At 42.2% G+C, this 26,358-nt stretch carries 18 protein-coding genes and 3 tRNA genes; 11 read left to right on the top strand and 10 right to left on the bottom strand.

The window, feature by feature from the left end; all coding sequences use genetic code 11:
* Positions 1–235: 235 nt before the first annotated feature.
* The 6 genes from gshA to V7K41_RS24695 all read left to right on the top strand — a co-directional run bounded on the left by gshA (position 236) and on the right by V7K41_RS24695 (position 6,502).
* Positions 236–1,375, top strand: coding sequence for a glutamate--cysteine ligase (gshA, locus tag V7K41_RS24720; RefSeq protein ID WP_334852468.1), 1,140 nt, complete (start codon positions 236–238; stop codon positions 1,373–1,375).
* Positions 1,376–1,830: 455 nt separating this feature from the next.
* Positions 1,831–2,292, top strand: a complete 462-nt coding sequence (locus V7K41_RS24715; protein WP_104908475.1) for a tRNA (cytidine(34)-2'-O)-methyltransferase — start codon at positions 1,831–1,833, stop codon at positions 2,290–2,292.
* A gap of 798 nt (positions 2,293–3,090) precedes the next feature.
* Positions 3,091–5,382, top strand: a complete 2,292-nt coding sequence (locus tag V7K41_RS24710) for a peptidoglycan DD-metalloendopeptidase family protein (RefSeq protein ID WP_334852466.1) — start codon at positions 3,091–3,093, stop codon at positions 5,380–5,382.
* A gap of 166 nt (positions 5,383–5,548) precedes the next feature.
* Positions 5,549–5,622, top strand: a tRNA-Met gene (locus tag V7K41_RS24705).
* A gap of 400 nt (positions 5,623–6,022) precedes the next feature.
* A tRNA-Ala gene (locus V7K41_RS24700) sits at positions 6,023–6,095 on the top strand.
* 191 nt (positions 6,096–6,286) lie between these two features.
* The gene (locus tag V7K41_RS24695; RefSeq protein ID WP_334852465.1) at positions 6,287–6,502 is read left to right on the top strand and encodes a hypothetical protein; all 216 of its coding nucleotides are present in this window, start codon (positions 6,287–6,289) and stop codon (positions 6,500–6,502) included.
* An 8-nt stretch (positions 6,503–6,510) separates the two neighbouring features.
* Here the strand turns inward: V7K41_RS24695 and V7K41_RS24690 are convergent, their stop codons facing one another.
* From V7K41_RS24690 to V7K41_RS24680, 3 genes are all read right to left on the bottom strand, one after another.
* Positions 6,511–7,917, bottom strand: coding sequence for a 1-acyl-sn-glycerol-3-phosphate acyltransferase (locus V7K41_RS24690; protein WP_334852464.1), 1,407 nt, complete (start codon positions 7,915–7,917; stop codon positions 6,511–6,513).
* A gap of 166 nt (positions 7,918–8,083) precedes the next feature.
* Complete coding sequence (locus V7K41_RS24685) at positions 8,084–8,530, bottom strand: DUF2127 domain-containing protein (RefSeq protein ID WP_334852463.1); 447 nt, start codon at positions 8,528–8,530, stop codon at positions 8,084–8,086.
* 157 nt (positions 8,531–8,687) lie between these two features.
* A tRNA-Ala gene (locus V7K41_RS24680) sits at positions 8,688–8,760 on the bottom strand.
* 71 nt (positions 8,761–8,831) lie between these two features.
* Between V7K41_RS24680 and trhO the strand changes: the two genes are divergently transcribed.
* Positions 8,832–9,746: an oxygen-dependent tRNA uridine(34) hydroxylase TrhO gene (gene trhO, locus V7K41_RS24675; RefSeq protein WP_334852462.1), complete on the top strand. Its 915-nt coding sequence runs from the start codon at positions 8,832–8,834 to the stop codon at positions 9,744–9,746.
* A 15-nt stretch (positions 9,747–9,761) separates the two neighbouring features.
* On the opposite strand, the gene V7K41_RS24670 is transcribed toward trhO, so the two are convergent.
* The 5 genes from V7K41_RS24670 to V7K41_RS24650 all read right to left on the bottom strand — a co-directional run bounded on the left by V7K41_RS24670 (position 9,762) and on the right by V7K41_RS24650 (position 17,578).
* The gene (locus V7K41_RS24670) at positions 9,762–11,261 is read right to left on the bottom strand and encodes a hybrid sensor histidine kinase/response regulator (protein WP_334852460.1); all 1,500 of its coding nucleotides are present in this window, start codon (positions 11,259–11,261) and stop codon (positions 9,762–9,764) included.
* Positions 11,262–11,271: 10 nt separating this feature from the next.
* The gene (locus tag V7K41_RS24665; RefSeq protein WP_442943265.1) at positions 11,272–13,596 is read right to left on the bottom strand and encodes a PAS domain S-box protein; all 2,325 of its coding nucleotides are present in this window, start codon (positions 13,594–13,596) and stop codon (positions 11,272–11,274) included.
* Between the two features lie 340 nt (positions 13,597–13,936).
* Entirely contained in the window at positions 13,937–14,533 is a 597-nt protein-coding gene (locus V7K41_RS24660) for a molybdenum cofactor guanylyltransferase (protein ID WP_334852458.1), read from the bottom strand.
* Positions 14,534–14,727: 194 nt separating this feature from the next.
* Positions 14,728–16,785 (bottom strand): thioredoxin domain-containing protein, encoded by a 2,058-nt coding sequence (locus V7K41_RS24655; protein ID WP_334852456.1) that lies wholly within the window; start codon positions 16,783–16,785, stop codon positions 14,728–14,730.
* Between the two features lie 637 nt (positions 16,786–17,422).
* Positions 17,423–17,578, bottom strand: coding sequence for a hypothetical protein (locus V7K41_RS24650; RefSeq protein ID WP_179065022.1), 156 nt, complete (start codon positions 17,576–17,578; stop codon positions 17,423–17,425).
* 478 nt (positions 17,579–18,056) lie between these two features.
* Between V7K41_RS24650 and clpP the strand changes: the two genes are divergently transcribed.
* A complete protein-coding gene (gene clpP, locus V7K41_RS24645) occupies positions 18,057–18,668 on the top strand; it encodes an ATP-dependent Clp endopeptidase proteolytic subunit ClpP (protein WP_292873561.1) in 612 nt (203 codons plus the stop codon).
* A gap of 665 nt (positions 18,669–19,333) precedes the next feature.
* Here the strand turns inward: clpP and V7K41_RS24640 are convergent.
* Positions 19,334–20,221, bottom strand: a complete 888-nt coding sequence (locus V7K41_RS24640; RefSeq protein ID WP_334852454.1) for a hypothetical protein — start codon at positions 20,219–20,221, stop codon at positions 19,334–19,336.
* A 1,020-nt stretch (positions 20,222–21,241) separates the two neighbouring features.
* On the opposite strand from V7K41_RS24640, the gene V7K41_RS24635 reads away from it, so the two are divergent.
* The 3 genes from V7K41_RS24635 (at position 21,242) to V7K41_RS24625 (ending at position 25,380) form a co-directional block, all read left to right on the top strand.
* The gene (locus tag V7K41_RS24635) at positions 21,242–23,596 is read left to right on the top strand and encodes a ribonuclease R family protein (RefSeq protein ID WP_334852453.1); all 2,355 of its coding nucleotides are present in this window, start codon (positions 21,242–21,244) and stop codon (positions 23,594–23,596) included.
* Positions 23,597–23,613: 17 nt separating this feature from the next.
* Complete coding sequence (locus tag V7K41_RS24630; protein ID WP_334852451.1) at positions 23,614–24,234, top strand: flavin prenyltransferase UbiX; 621 nt, start codon at positions 23,614–23,616, stop codon at positions 24,232–24,234.
* A gap of 447 nt (positions 24,235–24,681) precedes the next feature.
* The gene (locus V7K41_RS24625; protein ID WP_334852470.1) at positions 24,682–25,380 is read left to right on the top strand and encodes a LapA family protein; all 699 of its coding nucleotides are present in this window, start codon (positions 24,682–24,684) and stop codon (positions 25,378–25,380) included.
* Between the two features lie 19 nt (positions 25,381–25,399).
* Here V7K41_RS24625 and V7K41_RS24620 read toward each other — a convergent pair whose 3' ends face one another.
* Positions 25,400–25,594: a hypothetical protein gene (locus tag V7K41_RS24620; protein WP_334852449.1), complete on the bottom strand. Its 195-nt coding sequence runs from the start codon at positions 25,592–25,594 to the stop codon at positions 25,400–25,402.
* Positions 25,595–26,358: the final 764 nt, after the last annotated feature.

Genomic DNA, 26,358 nt, shown 5'->3' with positions numbered 1-26,358 from the left:
ACCCTAGCCCGGATAGTCCCACTTTGTTTCCAACTTGATTGCCTATCAGGCAAGTCCTTTTGTCAATAGGGTTTGAGACGCGCTAACCCTGTATAAATATGCCGTCTTGATTTCGCAGGAATTGGCAATTAAATGATTCTTAACCTTTGATAGACTTAAAGATAGATCCAGAGATTCGTCTTGTTCGATACAATTTCGATACAATTTATAAGTAGAGAGAGCCGAGGAGAACAAGGTGGTCTTATTAAAAGGCTTTGAGATTGAGATATACACTGGCACGCCTCAAGGTGAAATCGTCGGTCTCTCCGACAAAATTGTTGCGGCTTTGGATGGATTTATGCGCGAACCAGATAGCCGCAACGTTGAATACATAACCCAACCATCTCACAATTACGAAAATTTATTGTGTGCCTTGCTGCGTCCCAGGCGGGAGTTGCGAAACTACCTCAATCGTTTGGGCAATTACACCTTAATACCGGGGAGTACTTTATCTTTGGGTGGGAGCGATCGCTTTCTACGTTCCGATCCAGCAAACCCCTATCATGATTACATTGAGAACACCTACGGCACGAAAGTAGTTACCGCTAGCGTACACATAAATATAGGCATCAGCGACCCAGAAGTACTAATGCGCGCGTGTCGAGTCATCCGTATGGAAGCGCCCCTATTTCTCGCCCTCAGCGCCTCATCTCCCTTCTTGGATGGCAAAGCTACTGGCTATCACTCCACGCGTTGGGGCGTCTTCCCACAAACGCCTAGCCATGTCCCCTTATTTGCCAGCCACGCCGATCATATTCAGTGGGTGGAAGATCAACTCGTTGCCGGAACCATGCAGAATGTGCGGCATTTGTGGGCATCGGTGCGACCAAATGGCGATCGCCGTCCTTATGACTTGAATCGCCTAGAATTGCGAATTTGCGATTTAGTCACAGATCCTATTGCCTTACTAGCAATTACTGCCTTATTAGAAGCGCGTTTGTTGCAAATAATCGAAAATCCCAACATCGATCCGTTAACCCAAAGTACTTTCTCTGCTGAAGAACTTGTGACTCTGACTGCTGACAACGAAGCTGCTGCTGCTGCTGGTAGTCTTGATGCTCAGTTAAGGCATTGGCAAGATGGCAGAAGCATTGTAGCAAGAGATTGGATTGCGGAAATTTACCAAGATGTTTGGGCGATCGCCAAGCAACAAGGTTTTAGCTGTTTCCTTTCCCCTTTGCACAAAATCCTCCGCGAAGGCAATGAAGCTCAACAGTGGTTGCAATTACACGCAGTCGGTTTTGACAGCCAGTGCGTCATCACTCAGGCTATTATTGCTACCCAAGAGCGCGAAATTGAACTCGAAGACAAATTATGTTCGTCTCTGCTGGGTTAACTCAAAAGCCATTGGGGATTGGGCATTGAGAAAACACTTTGTTTAGGGAACTCCAAAAAAGAAATTATTCCAATTTCTGGACTCAACACAATTGTTTTTCTCCCCTGCCCCCCTGCCCACACAATGATGGAATATTTTTTTACTTGGAAGTCCCTTATTCCTTTGTCCCCTCATCTCCCCACTGTCGTCTTCATATAAATGGTAGATTTTATTGCAGTCACTACCAGCCCTAAAATACATAAGTACTTACTTTTGCTACACAAAACTTAATATTTAGTGATTGTAGCCAAATATCCTCTCAGGCATTGCTCTGGGATGATTTGTACTTCGTTTTAAAAATCTAATCGTAGAGGATGCTTGATTATTATTAACAAAACCTATGAATAGCCTCTATCTTTTGGTAGATTTAACATTGGCAATAAATTGTTTTATACAATACTTAAATTGTACGGATAATGCCTCAGGTAGTTTTAGTTAACCCGCAGATACCTCCTAATACAGGTAATATTGCCCGTACTTGTGCAGCTACGGGTACAGAGTTGCATTTGGTGGGCCCTTTGGGGTTTGAAATTAGCGATCGCTACCTCAAAAGAGCCGGCTTAGATTACTGGCCTTATGTAAAACTACACTATCACGAATCCCTCGAAGCCTTTAAGACCTTACATCAGGGGCGTGGCGGCAGATGGTTGGGTTATACGGTTGGTGGAAATTGTAATTATGTAAGCTTTCAGTTTCAACCTGATGATTGGCTACTGTTTGGTAGTGAAACCACAGGCTTACCACCAGCAATTCTGTCAGATTGCGATGCTACCCTCTATATTCCCATGAGCCAATCCGGGGTTCGCAGTTTGAATCTGTCAGTAAGTGTAGCAATTGGCTTATTTGAAACCCGTCGTCAGTTAGGCTATTTACAATAGTTGTTTACATTCCTGATTATAAGTGTATTTACTTATAACTTTTCCATAAACCTATTAGACGATTTATTTCTGACTGCAAAAATTTTCTGGGGACAGCAAGAATATGTAAAACAATATACCAAAAATTGGGTTTATTCGCAAAATGTAGTGGAAGATACTTACAAGTATAGTAAGTTTATTATAAGAAATTTGTATATGAAACTTGGAATATTGCCAAATTTGAATGATAGATTTTGATGAATTTAAAACATCCTAAACTAGGAACGAAATTGCTAAAATCCAGTCATGTATTACATTTGAGCTATTTTGGCTCAATAAAGGACAGAAATCAGCCGAAAAGTAGCCGATGGTTAATACGGTTGTTTTTTAGGGAATAATCAACGTAAAGTCTCGTGTTGAGAAGACGGATCGGGTAGAAATATCTTGAAGATATCTACAGCAGGGGGCATAACTTTTCCAGAAGTCGCCGCAATTTAATTCTCAGCAGCGACTTGGACTTGGCAAATAGTTTGTCCAGTCCCCGCGATTGACGCAAGACAAGCGTGGATAATGGTAAAGAGTAAAATCAATCGTCCTAAGTGGTGTTAGGAGTGGTTCGGACAAGTAAAGACAGCAAAATTTAAGTTTTGCTAACAGATGGTGTGAACTTGTCTAAATCAGAGAAGCAGGTTAATCTTGCGTAAGCATCTCTGGTGAATGCGATCTCGATCTATCGTTCGTTGCGATCTAAATCATTGACTAGTATCCAACTGAAAAATCGAGGTCAATTAAGCGCTAGTGATCGTAAGGAGGTCGTCTTTGAAACGAGCATTGAAAAAGAGAGTAAAAGCTGTGTTGAACAATACCCCCAGCAGCGATGATGCCCCGGTAGAACTGCTAAATGTGATGAATCCAAAAGTTAACAGCCGGGTGCGGACAAAAGCGGCAATGATTGGCTTGGCAATCTCTATGGGAGCAACCAGCCTTTTGGTGACTCGACAAAGCGATCAAGCCCAAGCAGCGGTGCCAGTAGGCAGCCAAAAGGCGACCTCAACAATTCCTGCTGTTTTGGACACCAAGGTGAAATTCGCCGCCACTAAGCTAGAGTCCCAAGCAGTCTCATCAGTGAGCGTGCCGGAAAATCCTGTAATCGTGGAACCAACGGCAGTCTCACAAGTGCCTGGGCTTGAAGCTAAATGGCAAGTCGCGGCAAGTGGAATATCTTTGCAACCTGCATCAAACACGTTTTCTCAAACAAACGCAGGTTATAAAAATTCCACTTACCTGAAGCCCAAAGTGGCACAGGGATTGAATAATACCTTAGCCGAAACTAGTTTTCCAACAGTCAATAATCTGTCTGACTATAGTGTTGATAGTACAAATGCATCACTAAGTGCCCAGCCACGAACAGTGGCAACGTCAACCGCAGCCAATAGTGAAATAAATGCACAACTTAAGGCGCAACAAGAGTTCGCACTAAATCGCTTACAAGAAAAGTCGAACCGTTTAAGAAAGAGTCTGGCGCAGTTACAGTCTGGAGAGACCAAAAATTTATCACAAGCTGATATAGAATTGGCGCAGCCGACAACTGTAGTTGAGAAGACTGCATTAGCAGCCCAGTTAGACACTTCTAGCGATGCAAGCCAAGCGAACCTGATATCGAGGTTAAAACAGAAAACACAAACAAGTGCATCTGTACCATCGGCGCCAATAGTGATTGCCTCCTCGACACATACAGCCTACAAAGTTAAGCCTGGAGATACACTAGCAGCGATCGCCAACAGATACAACACTTCAGTATCAGAACTAGTTAAAGCAAATAACCTCAATAATCCCAATGAACTGCGAATTAGTCAAAAACTAGTTATTCCTGCTGTTCAAATTCCTGCTGTTCAAGTTGAGGCAACTGTAGCGAGTCAGCCCACTTTTGTAGAGTCTAGCAAAACTCCTCATGTTGGTACTTCCCCTTTGAATATTGGTAGTGCCAACTCATATCTACCTAGTTTCTCATCACCAACTATTGCCGACAAAAGTAGCGTTGCTGTGCCGACACCGGTAACTGTACAGATTCAGGCAAACAGTGCGACTGACTTAGAAACTGCCCCCCCTACAGCTAAGTCTTATGGCGTCGGTGGTGATATTCCAGCGCCACAAGCTTTTGCCGAAATGCAACAGCCTAATACACCAGCAAATAGGGTAGCAAGGGGAAACAATAGCAATAATGACCGTTTGCGGGGCTTACAAGCGGAAATCCAGAGGTTACAGCAGAAATATCGCGCTCAACAGTCTGGTAATTTAGTTGTGCCAGCAGCGATTGAAGCTAATAATGCTGCTATCCTCACTCCTATTTCTACGCCCAATAATTTCAGTGTACCTAACCCTGCATCTAGACCAAATAGTGTAGCAATACCAATTCCAGTTCCGACACCGATTCGAGGTAACTATAGCGTTCAGCCAGTTAAGCCCCAATTCCAGACTACTGTACGTGCTACCGAAGCAGTAAACCCAGAGTTCTTGCCTAATCTAGGTTCTGCTAGTCAGTGGACTCCCTCTCGCACTCAATCTGCCACAAGGGTTGCAACGCCTTCTAGAAGAGTAAATGCCTCTGACTCTTTAGGAAAGATGCGAGGAACCACAGTTTCTCCACAGATAATGCCGCCTTTAGCAGCAGTGGATCAATATCTACCCAGACCCATTGACGAACTTACACCTCCTCCATCTACTTCAACCTTGGCTTATATCTGGCCGACGAAGGGTACTCTCACTTCTGGCTTTGGTATGCGCTGGGGAAGACCCCACAAGGGAATTGATATTGCTAACTCCACTGGCACGCCAGTTGTTGCCTCAGCTGACGGTACAATAGAGAAAGCTGGCTGGAACAATGGTGGCTACGGCAACCTCGTCGAAATCCATCATCCTGATGGCAGTAGTACTCGCTATGCTCATAACAGTAAGATTCTGGTGCAACCGGGTCAACAGGTACATCAAGGAGAAACAATTGCTTTAATGGGTACTACTGGTCACAGCACTGGCCCACACAGCCACTTTGAAATTCATCCATCAGGGAAGGGTGCTGTTAACCCAATAGCCTTTCTACCACAACGCCTGTAATTCTTAGTTGTCTTTAACTAAATCATTGCTTTGTTAGTTGAGGGAGTTTACCTCCCTCTTCAGCTTCCTACTACCTCAACAGGAATAGAAATTCTAACAAAATTGCAAAAGGGGCTAGTGTTGAGCAAATTTGCATGCTATATTAGCTAATGACTTGAATGAATCTGGCTCAGTAGCTCAGTTGGTTAGAGCACGGGACTCATAAGCCTGGGGTCGTTGGTTCAACTCCGACCTGAGCCACTTTAAAAACAAAAATATAAGGGTTTCAGCTTCTAGCCAGAAATAGTACTAAGAAGCTGAATTTCTATATGAGGTTCTTTTGATTACGATCGGAAAATGAAGAGGAAGTTTAGGAGTAATATCAGAATTGGGATTCTAAATTAATCTATTGAACTTAACTAACTTCCCGCACACAATACCCTGGAGAGCCAGAATAAGAAAGTTAGTTAAAGGCAACCTATTGGTTGAACCTGTAGCAAATATAACTAACAAAAACTATAGTATCAATATTTAATCAATACTTTATATTTCTTAATATAGTTGTCTTGATTTTATTTGCATAAACTTGCATACTAATAAATACAAGGGCAATTTGTAGAATTTAATTAAAAAGCTAAAAAGCTTATCTACAAAGGCTTCTGGGGTTATAGCGCAGTTGGTAGCGCACCTCAATGGCATTGAGGGGGTCAGCGGTTCGAATCCGCTTAGCTCCATTATTAAAACCTACCTACTCAAAACCTGTCAAATTCAGTTGAACAGCGTCCGTTTCTTGCTGTTTGATTTTAGAACAGAATTTGTTTAAATTTAGGTTAATAAAAAGTTATTAATCCTTAACCACTGTTTTGTAATGCCCCTCAACTACAGTATCCAGATCGAGTTACCGCAGATAAAAGGGAAAAATTTGATGAACCAGGGGCAATGTACTTTTAAATCAAGGAGAGAGTTTACTAAATTAGGATTTCGTCCCGTTGACTTGACTGTTATAAAAGAAATGGAAGACAAATTTCCTAAAATTAAAACGATATTCAAAGCTCAAGATTTAGGAGGATGGGATGAAATTCAGAAAAAATTCTTTGATGAAGGTGCAATCTTTGACAAAATTCGAGCGAAAAAGTCTTAGAATTTCTGTTATCTAATCATTTTCTCTAAAGCGATTTGCAAATCTTGTGTCAAATCGCTCACAGCCTGTTTAGAAGCTTGGCGATCGCCCTGACAATTTCTGAAGCGTTCTGTAACTGAAATTGGCTCTCCCACAGTGATTTGTGCCTGTCGCAAACCTAACCGAGGTCGCCCCGGAAGTGTTGTATCCTGAATTCGAGAAAGCATATCGAATACAAGCAAAGCTGTTTCTGCAAACCGTTCCGCCGTTGGTTGTTCCTGAATATAAGTAGCTGTAACTGCAACAAAACTTTCCACTATTCGCATGTGCCGCATTCGCAAGTCGGCTTCTTCTGCAATCCAGTCTGCCAAACCGCGTTTGAAGGGTGCTAAAGCATTGATATCTGGCAAATCGTCTCGGTAAATGTAACTCCAGCCAGCCTCTTCCAAGCGGCGACAGCGGTCAATAAAATTACCCTGCGCTTGAACTCCAAAATATTGTTCGCTAACTTGTAAAGCCTTATCCAGTAAGCAATGAAGTCGGGCAATTAATACCTGATTAGCACTAGCAGATTCATCAGTTGAGATGGTTTTTGGGATATCTTGATGATAGAAGCGACGATAAAACTCTTCCATCTCGGTAATTAGATATTCAGCTAACCGAAAGAGGCGTTGATAGTAAATTTCTTCGCGATCGCCCGAATCAATTTCCAAAACTTTCAAGCCACTATCAGCTTCTAACTTACTCAACAGCCAATCTATCTTAGACCAAGGTGGCTCAACGTAGCGATACTGGATGGCGATCGGTACAACGATCACAATCTCAGAACGGTTAGCTTTTTCTAAGTCTTCTACACACCAGAACGCCATTTGAGCAACACCAGGTTCCAAGGGGCTAACAATGCCACTATGACCATTAGTACCGCCTTCCGGCGCTACTGCGATCGGTAGTGCGCCATTAGCAAACAACTCCCGTGCATTTTGGATAGCTTGGCGATCTAGTCGCCTACCACGACGAACCGGTACACCCCCCAAGAGAGAGAACAGCCAGCCTAGCCACTTTCCAGCCCAAACTGTCATACCTCGGTCATAAAGAAAATAGCTGTGAACCAGGGATTTTAGTGTAATACCTTTTTGACGAGCAACTTGTGGCACAATGCGAGAAAGCAAATACTGCATACAGAGGGGATCTTCCACCTCTGGGTGGCGAAATGCCAACAAAAAGCGAATTTTTCCAGCCTGGAATTGTTGATAGAGTTCAGCTAATACTTCAACATTCTTGGCTTCAACCTTGACAATCCCAGCCGGGAGCCAAGGACGAGTACGAAACCGTAGTGCGATCGGCAGTAACCACCGAAAAATCTGGAGTACCAGCGGATTCAACCGTTGGGGAATAAATTTCAATGGTGGTTGAGTAGACTGAATCGATCTAGGCAAGTCGCTCTCCAGATTGTATTTCTAGCGATTGTACAACGTGGGGTCTTGGTTTTGCGTAAACCCTGAGCCTTTTGTGGTCAAGCTTTTTAATCACTAGGTTTCGCTCTCTTAGTTCCTCAGCACTCCTAAACTTTTCAACGATAGACCCTAAGTATCGAATCAAAAATTAGTTGGGATGTTTAGGAAAATTTCGGAATAAATAGCCAAATACAGCTAAATTTAACACAAAAACTAATGTTTTAATCGGAGATATTCCCCGGATTAATTCATAAATCTCTGGTGGAATACTGATACCGACAAGTCCCAATACTAAGATATGTGCCCAACGCTTTTCGTACCATAAACCAACGGCTTCAATACCAGTAACAATAGCATAGATTCCAGTTCCGATGCCGCTAAATGCCAGAGTTCTAGGATTTAAGTTAACAACTTTCTTTAAAAGCCAATCAATAATTATCGATTTACCTTCTAAAATATAATTTTCTGAAAACACCTCTAGAGTTTGATAATTTTTTAATGTCAATAATAAAGCGATCGAAGTAACCATAAGCAGCAAGGCGGCAAATGATTTGTAGAGAACAATTGCCACTAACCCCAATGGACGCTTTTCCAAACAACCCCCTAAGTATAAATAAGTCAAATTTTTAACTATTTAAAATACGTTAGTACTATCAAATCAGAGTTTACCTCCTTATCCAGAGATTCCTCTAACTCAGTACGGCTTTGAATTGGTGCAATGGATGCAATCCCATTTAATCAAACATTTCCAATGGAGGTTAGCGGACTCGAACCGCTGACATCCTGCTTGCAAAGCAGGCGCTCTACCAACTGAGCTAAACCCCCATAAACTTAAAATAGTAGATAACTTTGATTACCGTTGTTATTGTAACTTATATTGTTCTATTACCAAAGGGATGAAGCCAGAAAATATCCAAGTTCTCGTAGCACTCTATAAATTTGTTAAGCTACCAGATTTTGCCGAAAAACGAGATCCTCTGCTGTCTTACTGTCAAGCGCAAGGTGTCAAGGGGACGATTTTGCTGGCACTTGAAGGGATTAACGGTACAATTGCCGGTTCGCGTCAGGCGATTGACTCAGTTCTCTGGTTTCTGCGTTCTGACCCCCGTCTAGCAGACTTAGAATCCAAAGAGTCTTATACCGAAACCCCGCCCTTTGAGCGGATGAAGGTGCGGTTGAAGCAAGAAATTGTTACTTTGGGGTTGCCAGAAATCGACCCAAATGAGCAAGTTGGTATCTATGTCAACCCTGAAGAATGGAATGATTTAATTTCCAATCCAGAAGTAACCGTGATTGACACGCGCAATGATTATGAGGTGAATATCGGTACTTTCCAAGGGGCAGAAAATCCCCAAACTGAATCATTCCGCGAATTTCCCGATTATGTGCGCCACCATCTCGACCCAACTAAACACAAAAAAATTGCTCTGTTTTGTACAGGCGGCATTCGCTGTGAAAAAGCTTCATCCTTCATGCTTGCCCAAGGCTTTGCAGAAGTCTATCATCTCACGGGTGGCATTCTGAAGTATTTGCAGGAAGTTCCAGCACAAGAAAGTTTATGGGAAGGAGAATGTTTTGTTTTTGACGAGCGAGTAGCTGTTAGTCATGGGTTGGAGAAAGGGAGTTGTGAGCGGTGCTTCTGTTGTGGACGTCCGATTTCTGAGGAAGATAAAGTGTCTCCAAAGTATGAGCAAGGTATCTCCTGTCCCTATTGTTTCGATAGCCTCACCGAAGAGAAAAGAGCGCGTCAGCAGGAAAAATGGCGTCACTACCAAACCCAAGTTGGTAACAAAAATCGGGATGTGAGTTGAAGAAGAATTTATAACTCATAATTCGGAATTTAAGGGTAAAATTACCGTAAATTTAGTACCAACTCCAACTTCACTTGTGACATTGATTTGACCCTGATGAGCATCGACGCACCTTTTAACGATTACTAACCCCAACCCAGTACCCTGAATTGATCTGACATTTGAGGCTCGGTAGAATGATTCAAACAGTCGAGCTTGGTCTGGTTCGGGAATGCCCATACCTCGATCTTGAATGTAAAAAATTGCTGCTTTCTCAATTGGGTCGCATATTAAATCAAACTGAATATTGCCACCTTGGGGAGAATATTTAACTGCATTTGAGAGAAGATTTGCAAATAGGTAATTTAAAAGTCCTTCATCCATTACAGCAGACGTATTCTCACTATGACAGTTAAAAACAATTTCACACGCGCTGCTTTTAACCATCAAAAAATCTTCGATTAACTCTCGACAAAATTGCTCTAGGTTAAGGGAAGCAGGGTTGTATATGAGTTTTTCTGCTTCCGCTCGACCCATAAATAGCACTTCTTCCATGAGTTTTTCCATAGATTGCACAGCACCTTGAATTCGCTTTAAATAGATGCCTCTTTTTGTATCTGTCAAATTTGCTCCTTGCATTTCCATAAGTTCTACTGCTGTTTGGACAACAGTCAAAGGATTACGGAACTCATGAGATACAGTAGAGATAAATAGGGACTTGAGACGGTTAAGTTCTTGCTCTTTCTCTAATGCTTGCTCTAGCAATTTTGTTTGGCGTCGTTCGCTAAGATCCCAAAAAACAACTACTACACCATTTATCTGGTCAGATCCTCGCTTTAGTGGTGAAGCACTATCGCCAATTGGAATTCTTTTGCCATTTTTTGTAATTAGAGATGTAAATTCCCCTAAATAAACAACCTGTTGCTCCCGCAGCACTTTTGTAACAGGGTTTTCTAATGTTGTCTCTGTCACTTCATCGACAATATGAAAAATCTTCGCTGCTTCATTTCCTAAAGCATCTTTTTGCTGCCAGCCAGTCAGTGCCTCAGCCGCAGGATTCATAAATATTATTTTTCCCTGCTCATTTGCAGCAATTACAGCATCACTCATTGAGTTTAAAAGGGTTGCTAACTGATCTCGATTTTCCCGCAGTTCGCGTTCTAAGCGGTGTTTTAACAGACCAATCTCGATCGCAATTTTTAAATCTTTTGTAGTAAATGGTTTAACGATGTATCCGAAAGGTTGGGTAATTTTGGCTCTTTCTAAAGTATGATCGTCGCCATAAGCGGTTAAATAAATTACAGGTACATCTAACTGCTGGCGAATCTGAGTGGCGGTAGCAATACCGTCCATATCACCTTTAAGAATAATATCCATTAATACTAATTCTGGTTGAGTTTCCAATGCCTTGGCAATGGCAACTTTTCCAGATGAAGCTGTACCTGTAACAATATATCCTAGTTGACTGAGTTGACTAGCAATAGTTCTAGCCACAATCACTTCATCTTCAACGACTAAAATCCTAGCTTGACCCATTTGATATTTATTAATGCAAAGTTAACTGCGTAAATTTTATTTTGAATACTGTTCCATGATTGCGTTCTAAAGTAATGTTGCCTTCTAGTTGTTCTGTAACCAAGTCATGTACTAACGACAGACCCAAAGAATCAGTATTTCTCCAATCTAAATTATCTGGTAAACCAATCCCATTATCTCGGATAGTCATCTCGATACTATTGCCAACATTGCGTAAAGCAATACTGATTGTGCCTGCTTGTTGATTGGGAAAAGCGTGTTTGAGGGCATTGGAGATTAATTCGTTAATCACCAATCCACAGGCAATAGCTTGATCGACATTCAAACTTACTGAATCTATATCAGTTTCTAGAGCTATTTTACCAGGGCATATTTGATAGGAAATTAGCAAGCTGGCTGCTAAATTACTGATATAGTCAGCAACATCAATTTGTCCTATATTGGCGGAAGTATATAAATTTTTGTGAATTAGAGATATTGACTCAATTCGGTTTTGACTTTCTCGAAAAACTTTGATTATTTCCGGATCTTTGAGTGTTTGAGACTGAAGTTGTAATAAACTGGAGACAATTTGCAAATTATTTTTAACTCGATGATGAACTTCCTTTAAAAGAACTTCTTTTTCAGCCAAGGCATTTTTTAACTTGATTTGAGCTTTTTGTCTTTGAACAAGTTCAGTTTGAGCTTGCTCTAAGATGCTGGATTGTTGAATTGCGATCGCTAATTGGACTGTCACTTGATCGAGCAAATCTAATTGATTTTCTTCCCACTCACGAAAACCAGAACATTGATGAGCAATCAGTAAACCCCAAATGTGAGAGCCAGGGTTTTGAGAGCTTACTTCTAGTAGAATGGGCACAACTAAATTTGCTTTCACCTCAAACCGTTCTAACAGGCGAATATGGCAATCAGTTAGTCCAGCTTCATAAATATTAGCGATCGCTCGTTTGCGTCCCTGATAATATTCCAATCCTGCGCCTGTTTGAAAACACGTATCATGAATCTGTATACTCAAAGAAACCGTCCATCCAGGTTCCACTGATTCCGCCATAATTGTGCCGATCATCTCTGAGTCAAACTGATAAACTACTACTCGATCAACTTTAAGTAAATCTCGCACTTCTCGAACTGTTGCATTTAGAATATCTTGAAGATTCAAAGATTGACGAATCCGTTGAGCAACAGTTCGCATCAATTGCTCCCGTTCGGCTTGGGCTTTTAGAGCTAGTTCAGTTTGCTTACGTTCTGTGATATCTTGTCCAATACCGATAATTTGACCATTTGAAAGGTAAACACTAGTCCAAGATGTATCCAGTAAACGACCATCGCGTACCTGAGTTTTAAAGTCACCCCAATTACGTTGTGCAGACTGCATAAAACTAATTACAAACTGTCGATATTCAAGATTAGGATATAGTGCTTCCAAGACATCACGAGTTTGGAAATCTTGAAATTTCCAACCGAGAATATTTTCCCATTCTTGATTCACCCACTGGAGTTCACCATTGGCATTGATCAGGGCAATCATCAATGGTATGCTCTCAAAAATTATTCGCAAAAATTCATTTTGTTCTTGGAGTTTTGTTTCGGCGTTTTTGCGATCGTTAATATCATTAAAAACTGTTAAAATTGCTGACTCATTGTTAAAAAATAAATATTGTAAAGAAGCGATCGCCCAAAAACAAGTTCCATCTGCTTTTTTTAATTGCAGTTCATAATTATGAATAAAACCTTGCTGATTAAGAACTGTTAACAGTGCTTCTAAATCTGTCAAATTATGATATAAGTCTACGATTTTTTTGCGATTAACTAAATACTCTGGAGAAAACTGAAATGTTTGAAGCAACTCTGTATTAGCGTATAAAATCAACCCATCAGACACACGCGAAATAATGAATGGAACAGGAATGGCTTCAGAAATAACTCGAAATCTAGCTTCACTTTGTTGAAGAGTTCTTTCTATTTGTTTGTGTTCTGTGATGTCTCGTATATGAACTAAGCGAGCCTTAGAACTGCCATAGTCTATTGTCTGTGTGAAAATTTCAACATCAATAATCTGTCCGTCTTTTCGTTGATGTCGCCATCGACCAGTAAAATCTAAGTTAAAGTGCTTTCGTCCTAAATATTCAAGGAAGATAGGTACATCTTCTGAAGGGCGAATGTCAGTTATTCGCATTTGCAAGAACTCTTCTCGTGAGTAGCCGTAGTGAACAACAGCCGCTTCATTTACATCTAAAAATTGTAGATTATTCTGGTTATATACCCACATAGGGGTGGGATTTTTGGAGAAAAGTAAATTAAAGCTCCTTTGGCTTTCATTTTGAGGAAATAGCATTAGTGGTTATGTGATAAAAGTTTTTATTACAGCAGTTTTCATTTGCATGAAGTACAAAACTACGGGTTTTAAGGCAGGAGGCAGGAGGCAGAAACTCTTTATATCTGATGCGTGAGTCCTGGATTTTGTACCTTACTTACTTGCAAACTGCTGTATGTACTAATTTTAATGAGTTTAAATCTAAAACAGCCAAGACGCGATAAATCGCGTCTCTACATCAAGGTTTTGGGCTGATCTGAACTGTGTTGAACTATAGAGGTGAATTCAAATCATCCGAAAAATGACTTTATTACCAGAGTTTCCGCAGGTTTAGTTCACGATTAAGTGCCCATTTCCCAACTCAACTTAAAGCCAAGTCCTCTGGTGTATTACAGTTAAACAGCATTTCGGGTTCTGCTAAGGGCAAAACTTCTACAGGATATTGCCGAAGCCACTGCTGAAACGATCGCTCCCCTTGGTTGATAAACTCTAGGAGTTGTGGCAAACAGCGACGGCGATAGAAACCACACAGAGGTTCCCAGCCTTTTGGATGACAAGCTAAAGCTGCGATCGCATTATCCCCTACACTATCAAGTCTACTTGCCCAATCTTGCAACACCTCAACCCGCAACCTCGGCAAATCGCAAGCTAGCAACAGCACCCAATCTGTTTTGACTTCGGCTAGCCCTTGAGCAAACCCAACTAAAGGCCCATGAGCGAGAGATTCTCTAGATAAAGGTACTTCCCGAATAAACTGACAACCAGGCAAAAGCAAGTCTTGATAGCGTTCTGGCCAGGGAGTTACTACATAAACAGTATCAGCGCAGCTTTGAGCAATCCCACAAACTCGCTGCAACAATGGTACCCCTTGAATGAGAATCAAGGCTTTATCTTGACCCATGCGAGAACTTTTACCGCCTGCTAATACAATTACTGTTAATTCATTTCGGGTCGTCATAGTTAGATATCGAATTGGGGTTTGGGGACTAGTGCCGCAAGGCGGAAGTCAAAAGTCAAAAGCCAAACAGGTATACAGCATAAGCGTTTTATTGATTTGGAATGGGTGGTTTATTTACGCCGTGTTGTACTAGTAACTGGTAAGTGGGCACTAGAGAGACAATGCCCAATGCCCAATGCCCAATGCCCAATGCCCTATGCCCTATTTTGACTTTGCTGGACTTGCTGCAATAAATGCTCTACATTTTCTGCTGGTGCCAGACACTTCAAACCTTGGCAAACTAACCCAACGCTTCCCTCTGGAAAATCAGATGTGATGGCAAACACAGCCGCCGGTAAATACTTGGGAATCAAAGCGTTGATTTGCTCAGTTGTGCTGCGAATCAAAGTAGAATTATGATACCAATCCAAAGCTGTAAACAAGCTGGGACAAGCTTGGGGAGCACGATGCATTACACTCCTAAAAGCTTTCAAACCAAGTTCCGCTAAATCCAAATAATCTAGATTATCGGTGAGTAGGGCGAGACGGACAAGGTTAGCGATCGCAATTCCATTCGCTGAGGGTGTAGCATTATCTGCATAACTGCGTTCTCTGACAATTAAATCTTGACTAGAATCGCTCGATGTGTTATTGTAACCACCTAATTCAACACTCCAGAGAAATTCGTTGAATTCATCTTGGATAGCGATCGCTTTTTCTAACCATTGCTGATGCTCAGGGTTGGAAGCTTGTAAATCTAGCAGAGCTTTAATAAAAAAGGCGTAATCTTCAGACTGGGCTAAAACAGTTGGTTCACCTTGATAGTTGAGTCGTTGAAAACGCCCATCTACAAATTGATTTTCCAAGATAAAATTCGCTGCTCGTGCTGCTAATTCCAGATATAACGGTTCTTGGAAAACCCCAGCAGCCTTAGCTAGTCCAGAAATCATCAAGCTATTCCAGGCGACAATCATCTTCGTATCTGTCACCGAGGGAATGCGACCTGGCCAATTAGTGGTTTTTGCTTCCTGATTATTACAAGCCGGGGGAAAAGTTTCTAGTGACTCAGAACTAACGCCATAGCGAGTGGTAAACAGCTTACTCAGTGAGATTTCCAGCGTTGCACTCAGTTGACCTGAATAGCGTCTTTGCAAAACATTATGTCCCTCAAAGTTGCCATTAGGGGTAACAGTAAATTGTTGTTGTAATTCCGTTAATTCTTCAGGCGTTAACAGTTGTTGTAGTTCGCTGTAACTCCAAACATAAAAGGCTCCTTCTTCTGGTTCTACTGCCGTGGGAACAGTAAAGCTGTCAGCATCTTGGGCAGCATAGAAGTAACCTTCAGGTGCGGTCATTTCCCGCTTTAGCCATTGTACAGTACCAGCGATCGCTTTTTCAAATGCTGGCTCTTGTACTCCTGCACTCCATAAATTTCCTAGATACTCCACAATCTGTCCATTGTCGTAGAGCATCTTTTCAAAGTGGGGTACTGTCCAAGTAGGGTCAACAGTATAGCGATGAAAACCACCACCTACATGGTCATAAATGCCTCCCAGCGCTAAGTCTAGTCCCCGTTGGGTACAAACTTGCTTGCCATCATAACGAGATTCAAAATTAAATCGAGTTCCCCGTAGTGCTAATTCTGTATAGGGAATCATCGGAAAGCTATTACCAGATTGACTAGGAGTAATTACACCTGTGCTGGTTTCCCAACCTTGGCGCAGTAATTCCCGGTCTTCAAGCTCATCTGTTGTACCATCCTGCAACACCGCAGACGTGAGCAGAGACTCAATAATTAAGGCTTTGCGTTGCTGTAATTCTGCTTTTTCGGTGTCGTAATAACGGCGAAGGGCTTGCAACACCTGCAAAAATCCCGGACGACCATAGCGCGGGTCTACAGGAAAATAAGTCCCAGCGTAAAACGGTACTAAATCTTCTGGGGAAAGAAAAATATTCAAAGGCCAACCGCCCTGACCGCTCATCATCTGCAAAGCCTGCATATAGATGCTATCGAGGTCAGGTCTTTCTTCCCTGTCTACTTTGATGGGAAGATAATTGGTATTCATGTAGTCAGCGATCGCAATATCAGAAAAAGCCTCGCCTTCCATGACAGTACACCAGTGGCAACTAGAATAGCCAATGGAAAGAAAAATCGGTTTATTTTGCGCCCTTGCAGTTGCAAGTGCTTCATCACACCAAGGCCACCAATCAATTGGGTTTTCGGCGTGTTTGCGGAGATAGAGGCTCTTAGCTTCAGCAAGGCGATTAGTCATAATCAAATGCAAATAGTTGCCTTCTTTGCTCAGTCTACCGTGTTCCCAGGAGTGTTAGCCTAGACGACTATGTACATTAAATTAAGAAACTCAACGAGCGAATTACCCTTTGGGCAAGAAACACTACTGCATATTTTTGATATCGCCTAAGTAAATTGGTGTAAAAAATTTCAGTTTTGTAGTCAGCACTTTAGCGCTGACTACAACGCAATCATCTTTATCATCTTGATGTAATTGGGTTTATTTGCACCGACTTACTTACAACTAGGACTTACGCACTGTACAAATAGATCGTGATGTGAATTAACGAAAATAGATTGTTTCAGGCTTTTTTTAATTATCCTGCGATCGGAAATAGACCATGCTGTAGGGGCACAGCATTGCTCATATGTGTCAACTTAAGCCGAAAACTATATCAGACAGGTGTTTTGTAAATCCCTCACCCCCTCTCTCTTGGGAGAGGGGCTGGGGGTGAGGGCAAAATGTTTTCACCAAGCGGGTTTAGCGTTAAGTTGACACCAATGAGCATTGCTGTGCCCTTACGAAAGATGTGGTTTTTAACCTTTATCCATATTTGGCATTTATTGTCAATGCGTAAGTCATAACAACTTACACCAGTGCAACTTATAAAACATTCTTATTGAAAAGATCGCAATAGCAAGCTAACAATATTTGGTGGCGTTTCTTGCATAGGTGATGCTGTCTTTGTCTGAATTAAAGTATTTGGGCTAAGTCCTGCTATCAGATGGAGCAAGAAGGTGATGATGGCGGCTTGTATAAGTTTTTCCAGCATGGCACGTCTCTCTCTGGGTGGATAGCATTTCAAGTATGACTAGTTATTCTAAATACACCTTTTACTATCGACTTACTGAATCTAACAAAAATAACTTGATAATTGCCGAGGTAAATCCTAAAACAATGTTTAAAATGTTACTTAAAATTAAGATAATTCCCTAAGCAAATCAGATATCGGTTATCAGTCTAATCACCATATTGCCAATGTTGTGCAGCAAAAGCCGAGACATTAAATTGGCAATAGTTGGAGTTTTTTGATTTGTTTTTCCCTAAATCGGGATATCTTCTTAGACAGCTTTTGCCGCTAAAAAGTGCCCTTAGAGGTTGAATCTATTGCAAAAGCACTTTTTACTTGCTTGTTGAATAAGGCAGAATAGCCAAGATTTACTTATATCCACCTGGGAAAAGTAGAGATCAGCCCCAGTTTCGTGCTGTCACCGATAAAATGTATTTAAAGTAGCCACAAACACGCTTCCATGATTCCTATCGTTATTGAACAATCGGGTCGAGGTGAACGCGCCTTTGACATCTACTCACGGCTGTTACGTGAGCGCATCATCTTTTTGGGACAACAAGTTGATAACAACATTGCTAACTTGATTGTTGCCCAACTGCTGTATTTGGATGCTGAAGACCCGGAGAAAGATATTTATATGTATATCAATTCTCCCGGTGGTTCGGTGACGGCTGGTATGGGCATTTTTGACACTATGAAGCATATTCGCCCTGATGTCTGTACAATTTGTACCGGATTGGCGGCAAGTATGGGTGCTTTTCTCCTCAGCGCGGGTGCAAAGGGTAAACGGATGAGTCTACCCCATTCTCGGATTATGATTCATCAACCTTTAGGCGGCGCTCAAGGACAGGCGACTGATATTGAAATTCAGGCGCGGGAAATTCTGTACCACAAGCGGCGGCTAAACGACTATTTAGCTGAACATACAGGTCAACCAATTGAGCGCATTGCTGAAGATACTGAACGTGACTTTTTCATGTCGCCAGAGGAAGCCAGGGACTACGGTTTGATTGACCAAGTGATTGACCGTCACTCCGCTGGTAGTCGCCCAGCAGTTGCTGTTCTTAATTAATAGTCACGATTGGTAAATGGTGATTTACCAGTTTTAATTCCCTTAAACCCCAAAAATAACCCCTTTTCATCAGTGAAGAGGGGTTATTTGACTTCAAAACTTCATTTAGAAATTAGACCTTTTGCAAAAGTCCCTAACACCCCACCCCCAACACCTTCTTGCTTGCGCGGCTACCGTGTATACACAAGTCTGAAATAGCTGAGAAATCACGGTTTTACCCCACCTTAACCCTCCCCTTGGAAAGGGGAGGGTACTAGATTCCTGTTTCCCCCCAATAAACGGGGGATTTTGGCAGTCACAACTTTATCTAATGGCTGAGATTCAAGGTATTAAAGCAAGTCTAGTAATTCTACTTGTGTCAGTAAAGTACGCGATCGCTTCCCATCAGTTTTAATCAGATACCCCCGTCTCTGTTCTGGTAACCAGCCTAGTCACTCCATTTCAACATCTATTTGAGCAATTATAGCCGTAGTCACACAGGTTAGGACATTTTGAAAGCATGAAAGCTAGGAATAGTAATACTTTTACCTGCTGCCTCCTGCCTCCTGCCTCCTGCTATACTTCAGAGAAATTCAAAGGTTCCATAGCTTCATTAGTATTTCAACAGCCTATGTTATTAGTTATTAGTCTTCACAAATAACTAATGACTAATGACTAATGACAAATCAAAATCCCGCTATTGGGTCTGGCTGAGATTGTAAGTATTTGAGGAATCCGTGTAATTCTTCTTCAGTTAGCAAAGTCCGTCCGCGCTTACCGTAGGTTTCAATCAAATGCTCCCGTCCCTGTTCTGGTGTCCAGCCTAAACGCTGAAGTTCAACATCTGTTTTTGCAATTACATCTGATAAATCCACTGGTTCAGCTTTCTTCTTTCTCTTTCCTGTCACTGACGGGGTAGCGATATTTTCTTGAGGGCTGTAACTCCGAGGTGTAAATGGTGTGACATTGTTGGCAGAAATTGCGGGAAAGGTTTGATTTTCTGGCTGGTTACCAAAGGTTATTTCTAAGTTTTCAACTGGAGGATCGAATTCTAGCTCTCGGTTGGCAGTCACAGGAAAGTTTTGACCCAAATCTTGGCTATATGTATCGCTTGCTAGGGGCGCAGCATTGCTGTAGCCGTACTGTTCGTTACTGCTTGTTACTACTTCTGGTTTGATGTTCCGTTCTTTGGAAGGCGGTATAGATATTTCTTTGTCGCTGACTGCTGACCACTGACTACTAACAAAATCCTCATCTTTTGCAGAGGAATAAGCAGCAGGCTCACTCAATCCACCTTTAGTATTCAAGGAAGGATTTAGCTGTGCTGGAGAAACTGGATTTGAGGTCAACACCACTGATTCTGGTGGCGCGTTTGTAATACCCAAAACTATCAGCGCCCTAGTTCTGGCTTGGTCTTCTGCTGCTTCTACTGTTTCTGCTGCTGCCATACCCGTAGCACGGGTTACACCTTCAATTTGCACGCTTGCCCGGACAATATATTTTCCTTGAAAAATTTGCACTAATTCAGAAATCAAACTGCCCTTGGGATACAAGCTCTGGAATTGAGCCAACATAATACTGCTACCAATCTAAATATTTTTAATAACGGGGTTGATACTGCCTGTATGTTCAAGCGAGATCGGCTGCCCTTACTTTAATTTACATCCACTCGATACCCAGGATGCCTGCCAATATTGCATTTATTCATTTTTAATTGTTTATTATGTGTCATTAGTTTCTTGGCAGGCGATGAGTAGGTATAATTCTCTGCTCTGAGCCGTCAAGGTGATATTCTTGCTTTGCCTGGTGTCCCAATTGTAGCAGTAGCTCTTTTTTGACGAAATTTTTGCTCAGTGCTAACTTATCTGGGTAGTCTTGCTTGCAATGCTATACTGATTACCCAAGTCTATATCTAGAACTATTTTCTGGAAGTGCCCTCTAAATCTACAATAGTGGAGATAAGGTTCGCCCTCGCTGCTTATTAAGCTGCTTACCTAATTGTTACCGATTCTACATGTGGGAAAATTGGGTTCACCAGCAGTTCCTCCTAGTTAAAAATCAGAGTCTAATGGCGTAAAATTACCTTCTCTTTAGACAATCAAACACCTGTACTTTCCACGCCACTTGACGGCAGTTGCTCCACTTGGGGAGACCCCAAGACCGCACTGCCTCCTCCACTTGGGGAGACCCCAGGATGGCAGTGGCTCCCCTGCATAACGCTTTTGGGCAGTATGGATTCTCTAAACCCAGCTTCTCAAAAACCCGTCGCGTAATTACCTAGCGGAGCTAAATTTTAATCAGGCGTGCAATCTTAAGTTTGGTTAGGTGAAGGGACTTGAACGCAGGCGAATTCTGAGAGCATCGTGCAGTGAGAAGTTCGTAAACGCCCAGAGTTGTCCGTGGGTCGGCTTCTTTGCAAAGGAACTGCGGGAGTAGTTTCCCGCTCTTACTGAGTCGCGCTTCCTTTCCTTAGAACTTAGGAAGCTTGCTTCAGGGCAATTAGTTTCCAGCTTGTTTCTGTAAGCCGTGAGGGTATACAGAAATGAACCAGATTAAACAACAAATGATGTTTTGACCAAAGGTCGGTTCACTGCATGGAATTTTCAATCGCTACACTCCTTGCCAATTTCACCGATGATAAATTGGTAGCTCGGAAGGTTTTAGAAAAGAAACTTGGCTGTGAAGATGAAAAAAGTTTACAAAAACTTCACATTGCCTTAGATGTTCTGGAAAAAATCGGTATTTTAGTAAAGGAACGGGGCAAGTACCGCCGTGTTTCAGAAGAGGGAATAATCGAGGCAAAACTCCGTTGTTCTAGTAAAGGCTTTTGCTTTGCTATTCAAGATGTGGAAGGAGCTGAGGATATTTACATCCGCGAAAGTCATCTGAGTAATGCTTGGAATGGCGATCGCGTTTTGGTGAGAGTTCTTAAAGAAGGCAGTCGCCGTCGCTCTCCAGAAGGTGAGGTGAAGCTGATTCTCGAACGTTCTAACCACACTTTACTGGCACGAATTAAGCAAGTAGAAACTGGTTTTAGGGCTGTGCCTTTAGACGATCGATTGCTGTTTGAACTCAAGATTCAACCGAACGGGGCAAAGTTAGAAGAAGCGATCGATCATCTGGTTCATGTGGAAGTTTTGCGTTACCCGTTGGCACAATATCCTCCCCTTGGTCGAGTGGTGCAAATCCTCGGTAGCGATGCCGAAGCTGCTGCTGATATAGATTTAGTTACGTGCAAACACGACCTTTCCCGGACTTTTCCAGATAATGTTCTAGAAGCAGCCGCCAAGTTGCCCAAAAAGCTCCTCAAAGCAGACCTGAAAAATCGGCTGGATTTACGTAATTTGTATACTCTCACGATTGAAGGGGTAAATAGTGATACCAAAGTTATAGAAAACGCTTTTAGTTTAGAAAAAAACTTAGCCGGAAATTGGCTTTTGGGCGTTCATATCACCGATGTTTCTCACTATGTCCAACCTGACGAAGCCCTAGATAGAGAAGCACTCAAACGGGGCAAATCAGTCTATCTAGGAGAATTGGTGTTGCCAATCTTGCCCCCAACTGTAGCAGAACGCTGTTCTTTAGTACCTGGGAGCGATCGCTTAACTATCTCTTTTTTAATTACCATCGATCCCCAATCGGGAGAAGTGCTGGAATGGGAAATTCAACCCAGTGTAATCAATGTCGAAACTGCACTGAGTACAGAACTTGCCCAAGCGATTCTCACAGGTGAAGCTCAAGATCAATCATCACAGGTTTCCCAAATCCTGCAAGACCTCCAAGCCTTGCAAACTGCCGTAAAACAAGTGCGATTGACTCGTGGTAGCCTCCAGTTGAATCTGCCGCCTAGCCAAAACGCCTATTATGATGAGGGGATTCTCGGCGCTGTGGTGGTGAATGATTTACCAGTGCGATCGCTACTCACGGAGTTGGTGCTGTTAGTTAATCAACTGTTTGCAACTCACTTAAATGCCCTTGGTGTTCCGGCTATCTGGCGAGTCCAAGGTACTCCCGATGTTGAAGATGTCCAGGAAATGCTGAAATTGGCAGTCAATTTAGGCGTTGATCTCACATTAGATCCAGAAGTTGATATCCAACCCTTAGATTACCAACATTTGACTACAGCTTTTGCTGAATCTCCCTCTGAGCAAGTTCTTACCTACTTATTACAAGATACACTTAAGCCGTCTGCATACAGTACCACCAAAGGATCTCACTTTGGTCTGGCACTACCGCAATATGTCCATTTTAGCGCTCCCTTGCGGCGTTTTCCAGATTTGCTGATGCAGAGAGTGTATTACACGCTACTTGAAAACGGACGCGATCGCCGCAATACCCGCGTGAGAGAGCGGGTTAACCTACGCCACTCCTCTAGCCATGAGGAAATTAACTGGAACGTTTTACCCCCAGAATTGCAACAAGAACTCCAAAGCGATTTGACTAGGGTAATTGTCCAAATTAACGACCGAGAAAAAGAAGTCCAAGAAGCCGAAGCCGATTTAGCCGGACTGCAAAAAGCCCAACTAATGAAGCAACGCATTGGTCAGGTATTTCAAGGCGTGATTACAGGGGTTCAATCCTACGGTTTCTTTGTGGAAATTGAAGTGCCCGCGGCTGAGGTGGAGTCCAGCAGTAATCCTGGTGTGCCTTTGCGGGTAGAGGGATTGGTACACGTCAGTTCTCTCAAAGATGATTGGTATGAATATCGCGCCAGACAACAAGCACTGTTTGGTCGCAAAAATCGCGCTTCTTATAGACTAGGCGATCGCGTCGCTGTCCAAGTTAAAAGTGTCGATTACTACCGTCAGCAAATTGATTTGGTAACAGTTGGCAGCGATGGCGTCACCAAAGGGTTAACTGGCAATGATTCCCATGACGACCTTTCAGACCTCTACTTACCAAATGATATGCAGCCTGATGACCTAGACTCTTACTCTGAGGATGAGTAAAATCCACTAAGACTTACGTGTCAAATCACACTAAACCTTTAATTTTAGGCGTATCGGGCGCATCTGGTCTGATTTACGCTGTTCGCGCAATCAAATTTTTGCTAGAAGCGGAGTATAGTATTGAATTGGTTGCCTCTAAATCAACTTACATGGTTTGGCAGTCAGAACAGGAAATTCGGATGCCACCAGAACCAACCGGGCAAGAACAATTCTGGCGAGAGCAAGCTGGTGTTGCACTTTTGGGTAAACTCCGTTGTCATCCTTGGAGCGATGTCGGAGCCGGAATTGCCAGCGGTTCCTTTGCGACTCTGGGGATGATGATTATTCCATGCAGCATGAGTACAGTGGCAAAGCTAGCAGTTGGCTTGAGTTCCGATTTACTAGAACGGGCAGCGGATGTCCAACTCAAAGAAGGGCGAAAGCTGGTTATTGTCCCGCGTGAAACGCCTTTTAGCCTCATCCACCTGCGTAACTTAACCTCTTTAGCAGAAGTTGGAGTTAGAGTTGTCCCCGCTATTCCCGCCTGGTATCACAATCCCCAAACCATCGAGGATTTAGTTGATTTTGTAGTTGCCCGTGCTTTAGATCAACTAGATATTGACTGCATCCCAATTCAGCGGTGGCAAGGTCGTCGCTAACGCCCTGAGTGGATTTATTGTAAATTTCACAATAGTCCTAAAAAGGTAATGATAGAGATGGCTGATAGTGTCAGTAGTCAGTGAAGAGTAATCGGAGGTAAGAGACAGGAGTAAACCACGTTTAAAAGCAAAGCGTGGGATTGAAGCAAGATCGTAGGTGGGGCGGCTCGTCTAGGTGCTTTGTATCGCACTCCGTGCCGCTACGCTAACGCGCTATGTATTGTCTCTACGAATATTTTCTTTTTAAACTAGGTAATGACCCAGAACTATGCTTCCTAAGTTTGTCGTTGGCGCAGCCTCTCGTAAAAAGGAAAGTAATCAATTATAATTCTTTCCTCCTGCCTCCTGCCCGACGCTCGCGGACTCGCTAACGCTGCGCTATCTACCTCCTGCCTTCTCTCATAACTGACAACTGACCACTGATAATTGACAACTGACAAAATTGCTATGGCTGTAATTCGCTTAATTCTATTGGTGGCAGTACTGGGAGGACTAACGCTGTTATTAGTCCAAAATTTCTCACCTGCCCTTTCGCTAGTATTTTTGGGCGTGCGAACTCAACCATTACCACTAGCGATATGGATTTTGTTCAGTACTGCCACTGGTGCTTTCACATCGATATTGATTGCTACTTTATTTAATTTATCCAATTATTTTGTGGCAGGACAACGCCAAACTCCTAACAGAGGAACCACCCCTTCAAGTCGTGCCAAAGCAACCCAAAGAGAAGAATTTACATCTCGCCCTGCCAGTCCTCCACCAGCTAGTAAAAGAGAAGAGTCTAGCAGTGAGGGATTTGATGATTGGGAGACAAATAGCAGTAGAGATGATGATTGGAACTTTGATGAAAAGTCAGAGTCAGCGCCTACTCCTAACCCTGAAGCTCAACAGCCTAGAGATTCAACAACTTACGAACGTCAATCAGAAGCCAAAAGCAGTTCTCGGTCTGGTTCAGTTTACTCCTACAGCTACCGCGAGCCAAAAAATACGGCTGCGGGAAAAACTGAATCAATTTACGATGCTGATTATCGGGTAATTATCCCCCCTTATCAGCCGCCAACTACCAATCAAGCCGATGATGATGATTGGGAATTTTTTGAGGATGATGATGATTTTGAAGATGATGGTAAACGCCCCCGTCGGTGAGATGTAGAAGGCGACATCTCTATTTAATGCCACACCGCTCTCTAGACTCCTGCTTGACCTTACCAGTCATGGCAGCTTCCTGCAAAGTCATGAAAGCATTGAAATCTTCCAAGTCATATCGGGTAGTCAACAGTTGTCGTAGTTGATCTTCAGCTTCAACTGTCAAATAACCAGTTACTAAAGCTCTTTCTACAACGTCACGAATTCGAGTCATGGTTGACACCTCATTCATTCTATATTTATTCATTTAGGCTTATCGAGGTTAAATATGCAGTAGTCTTTGTGTCGAAACTTCAACTTCTTTGCAAGCTTTTTTGGGCGATCGCGGTAAATCAGTCATTATTTACACCTTTATCAGAAACATTTAATTGAGCGGGTCTTGTTATAACTGAACTTTTAGAATAACGACCCTGTGCTGTTAGAAACACAGTATTGTGTATACTTAAAATTAACCATCAGAGTAAAAACCCTGATTATTTAGATAGACAGATATTATTTGGATAAAGTTTCAAACAAGCTAAGTTAATTTTTTGGTTAAGCATCGCGATCGCTATGCAGCAATTATCTAGTTACTTGAAGACAATTCCTACATTCCTGAGAAATTTATCGTTTATGATTATGGTAATTTCACAGAAGAATGTTAATCTCTTGCCTTAGTTACTTTAAATACATTAATAACGGTAATAACAACAGTCGATTCAACTCAAATAGACAACGAATTTGTAGAATTTAAAAGCAATTGGGAGTTAGAAAAGTTATACGCAAATTTGATATCCGCAACGGGGAAAGCCTTAATGACCGTTGAAAATAAATTCTTTATAAGTTTATTTTGCAGTTTTGCTTCTGCGGAAATTGGTAATAAAGTTTATCAAAGTCGTATTAGTAATAAGTAGGTGGTTATAATTAAATATAAGATAGAGAAGGTCTAAAAAACAGGTTCTACGAGATGTCTGCTCCATTGCGAGTTAAATTAACAGA

The organism is Nostoc sp., from assembly GCF_036917415.1.
Taxonomy (GTDB): Bacteria; Cyanobacteriota; Cyanobacteriia; order Cyanobacteriales; family Nostocaceae; genus Nostoc.
Note: the sequence above shows the minus strand (reverse complement) of the source record. Positions and strands in the feature narration are given on the sequence as shown.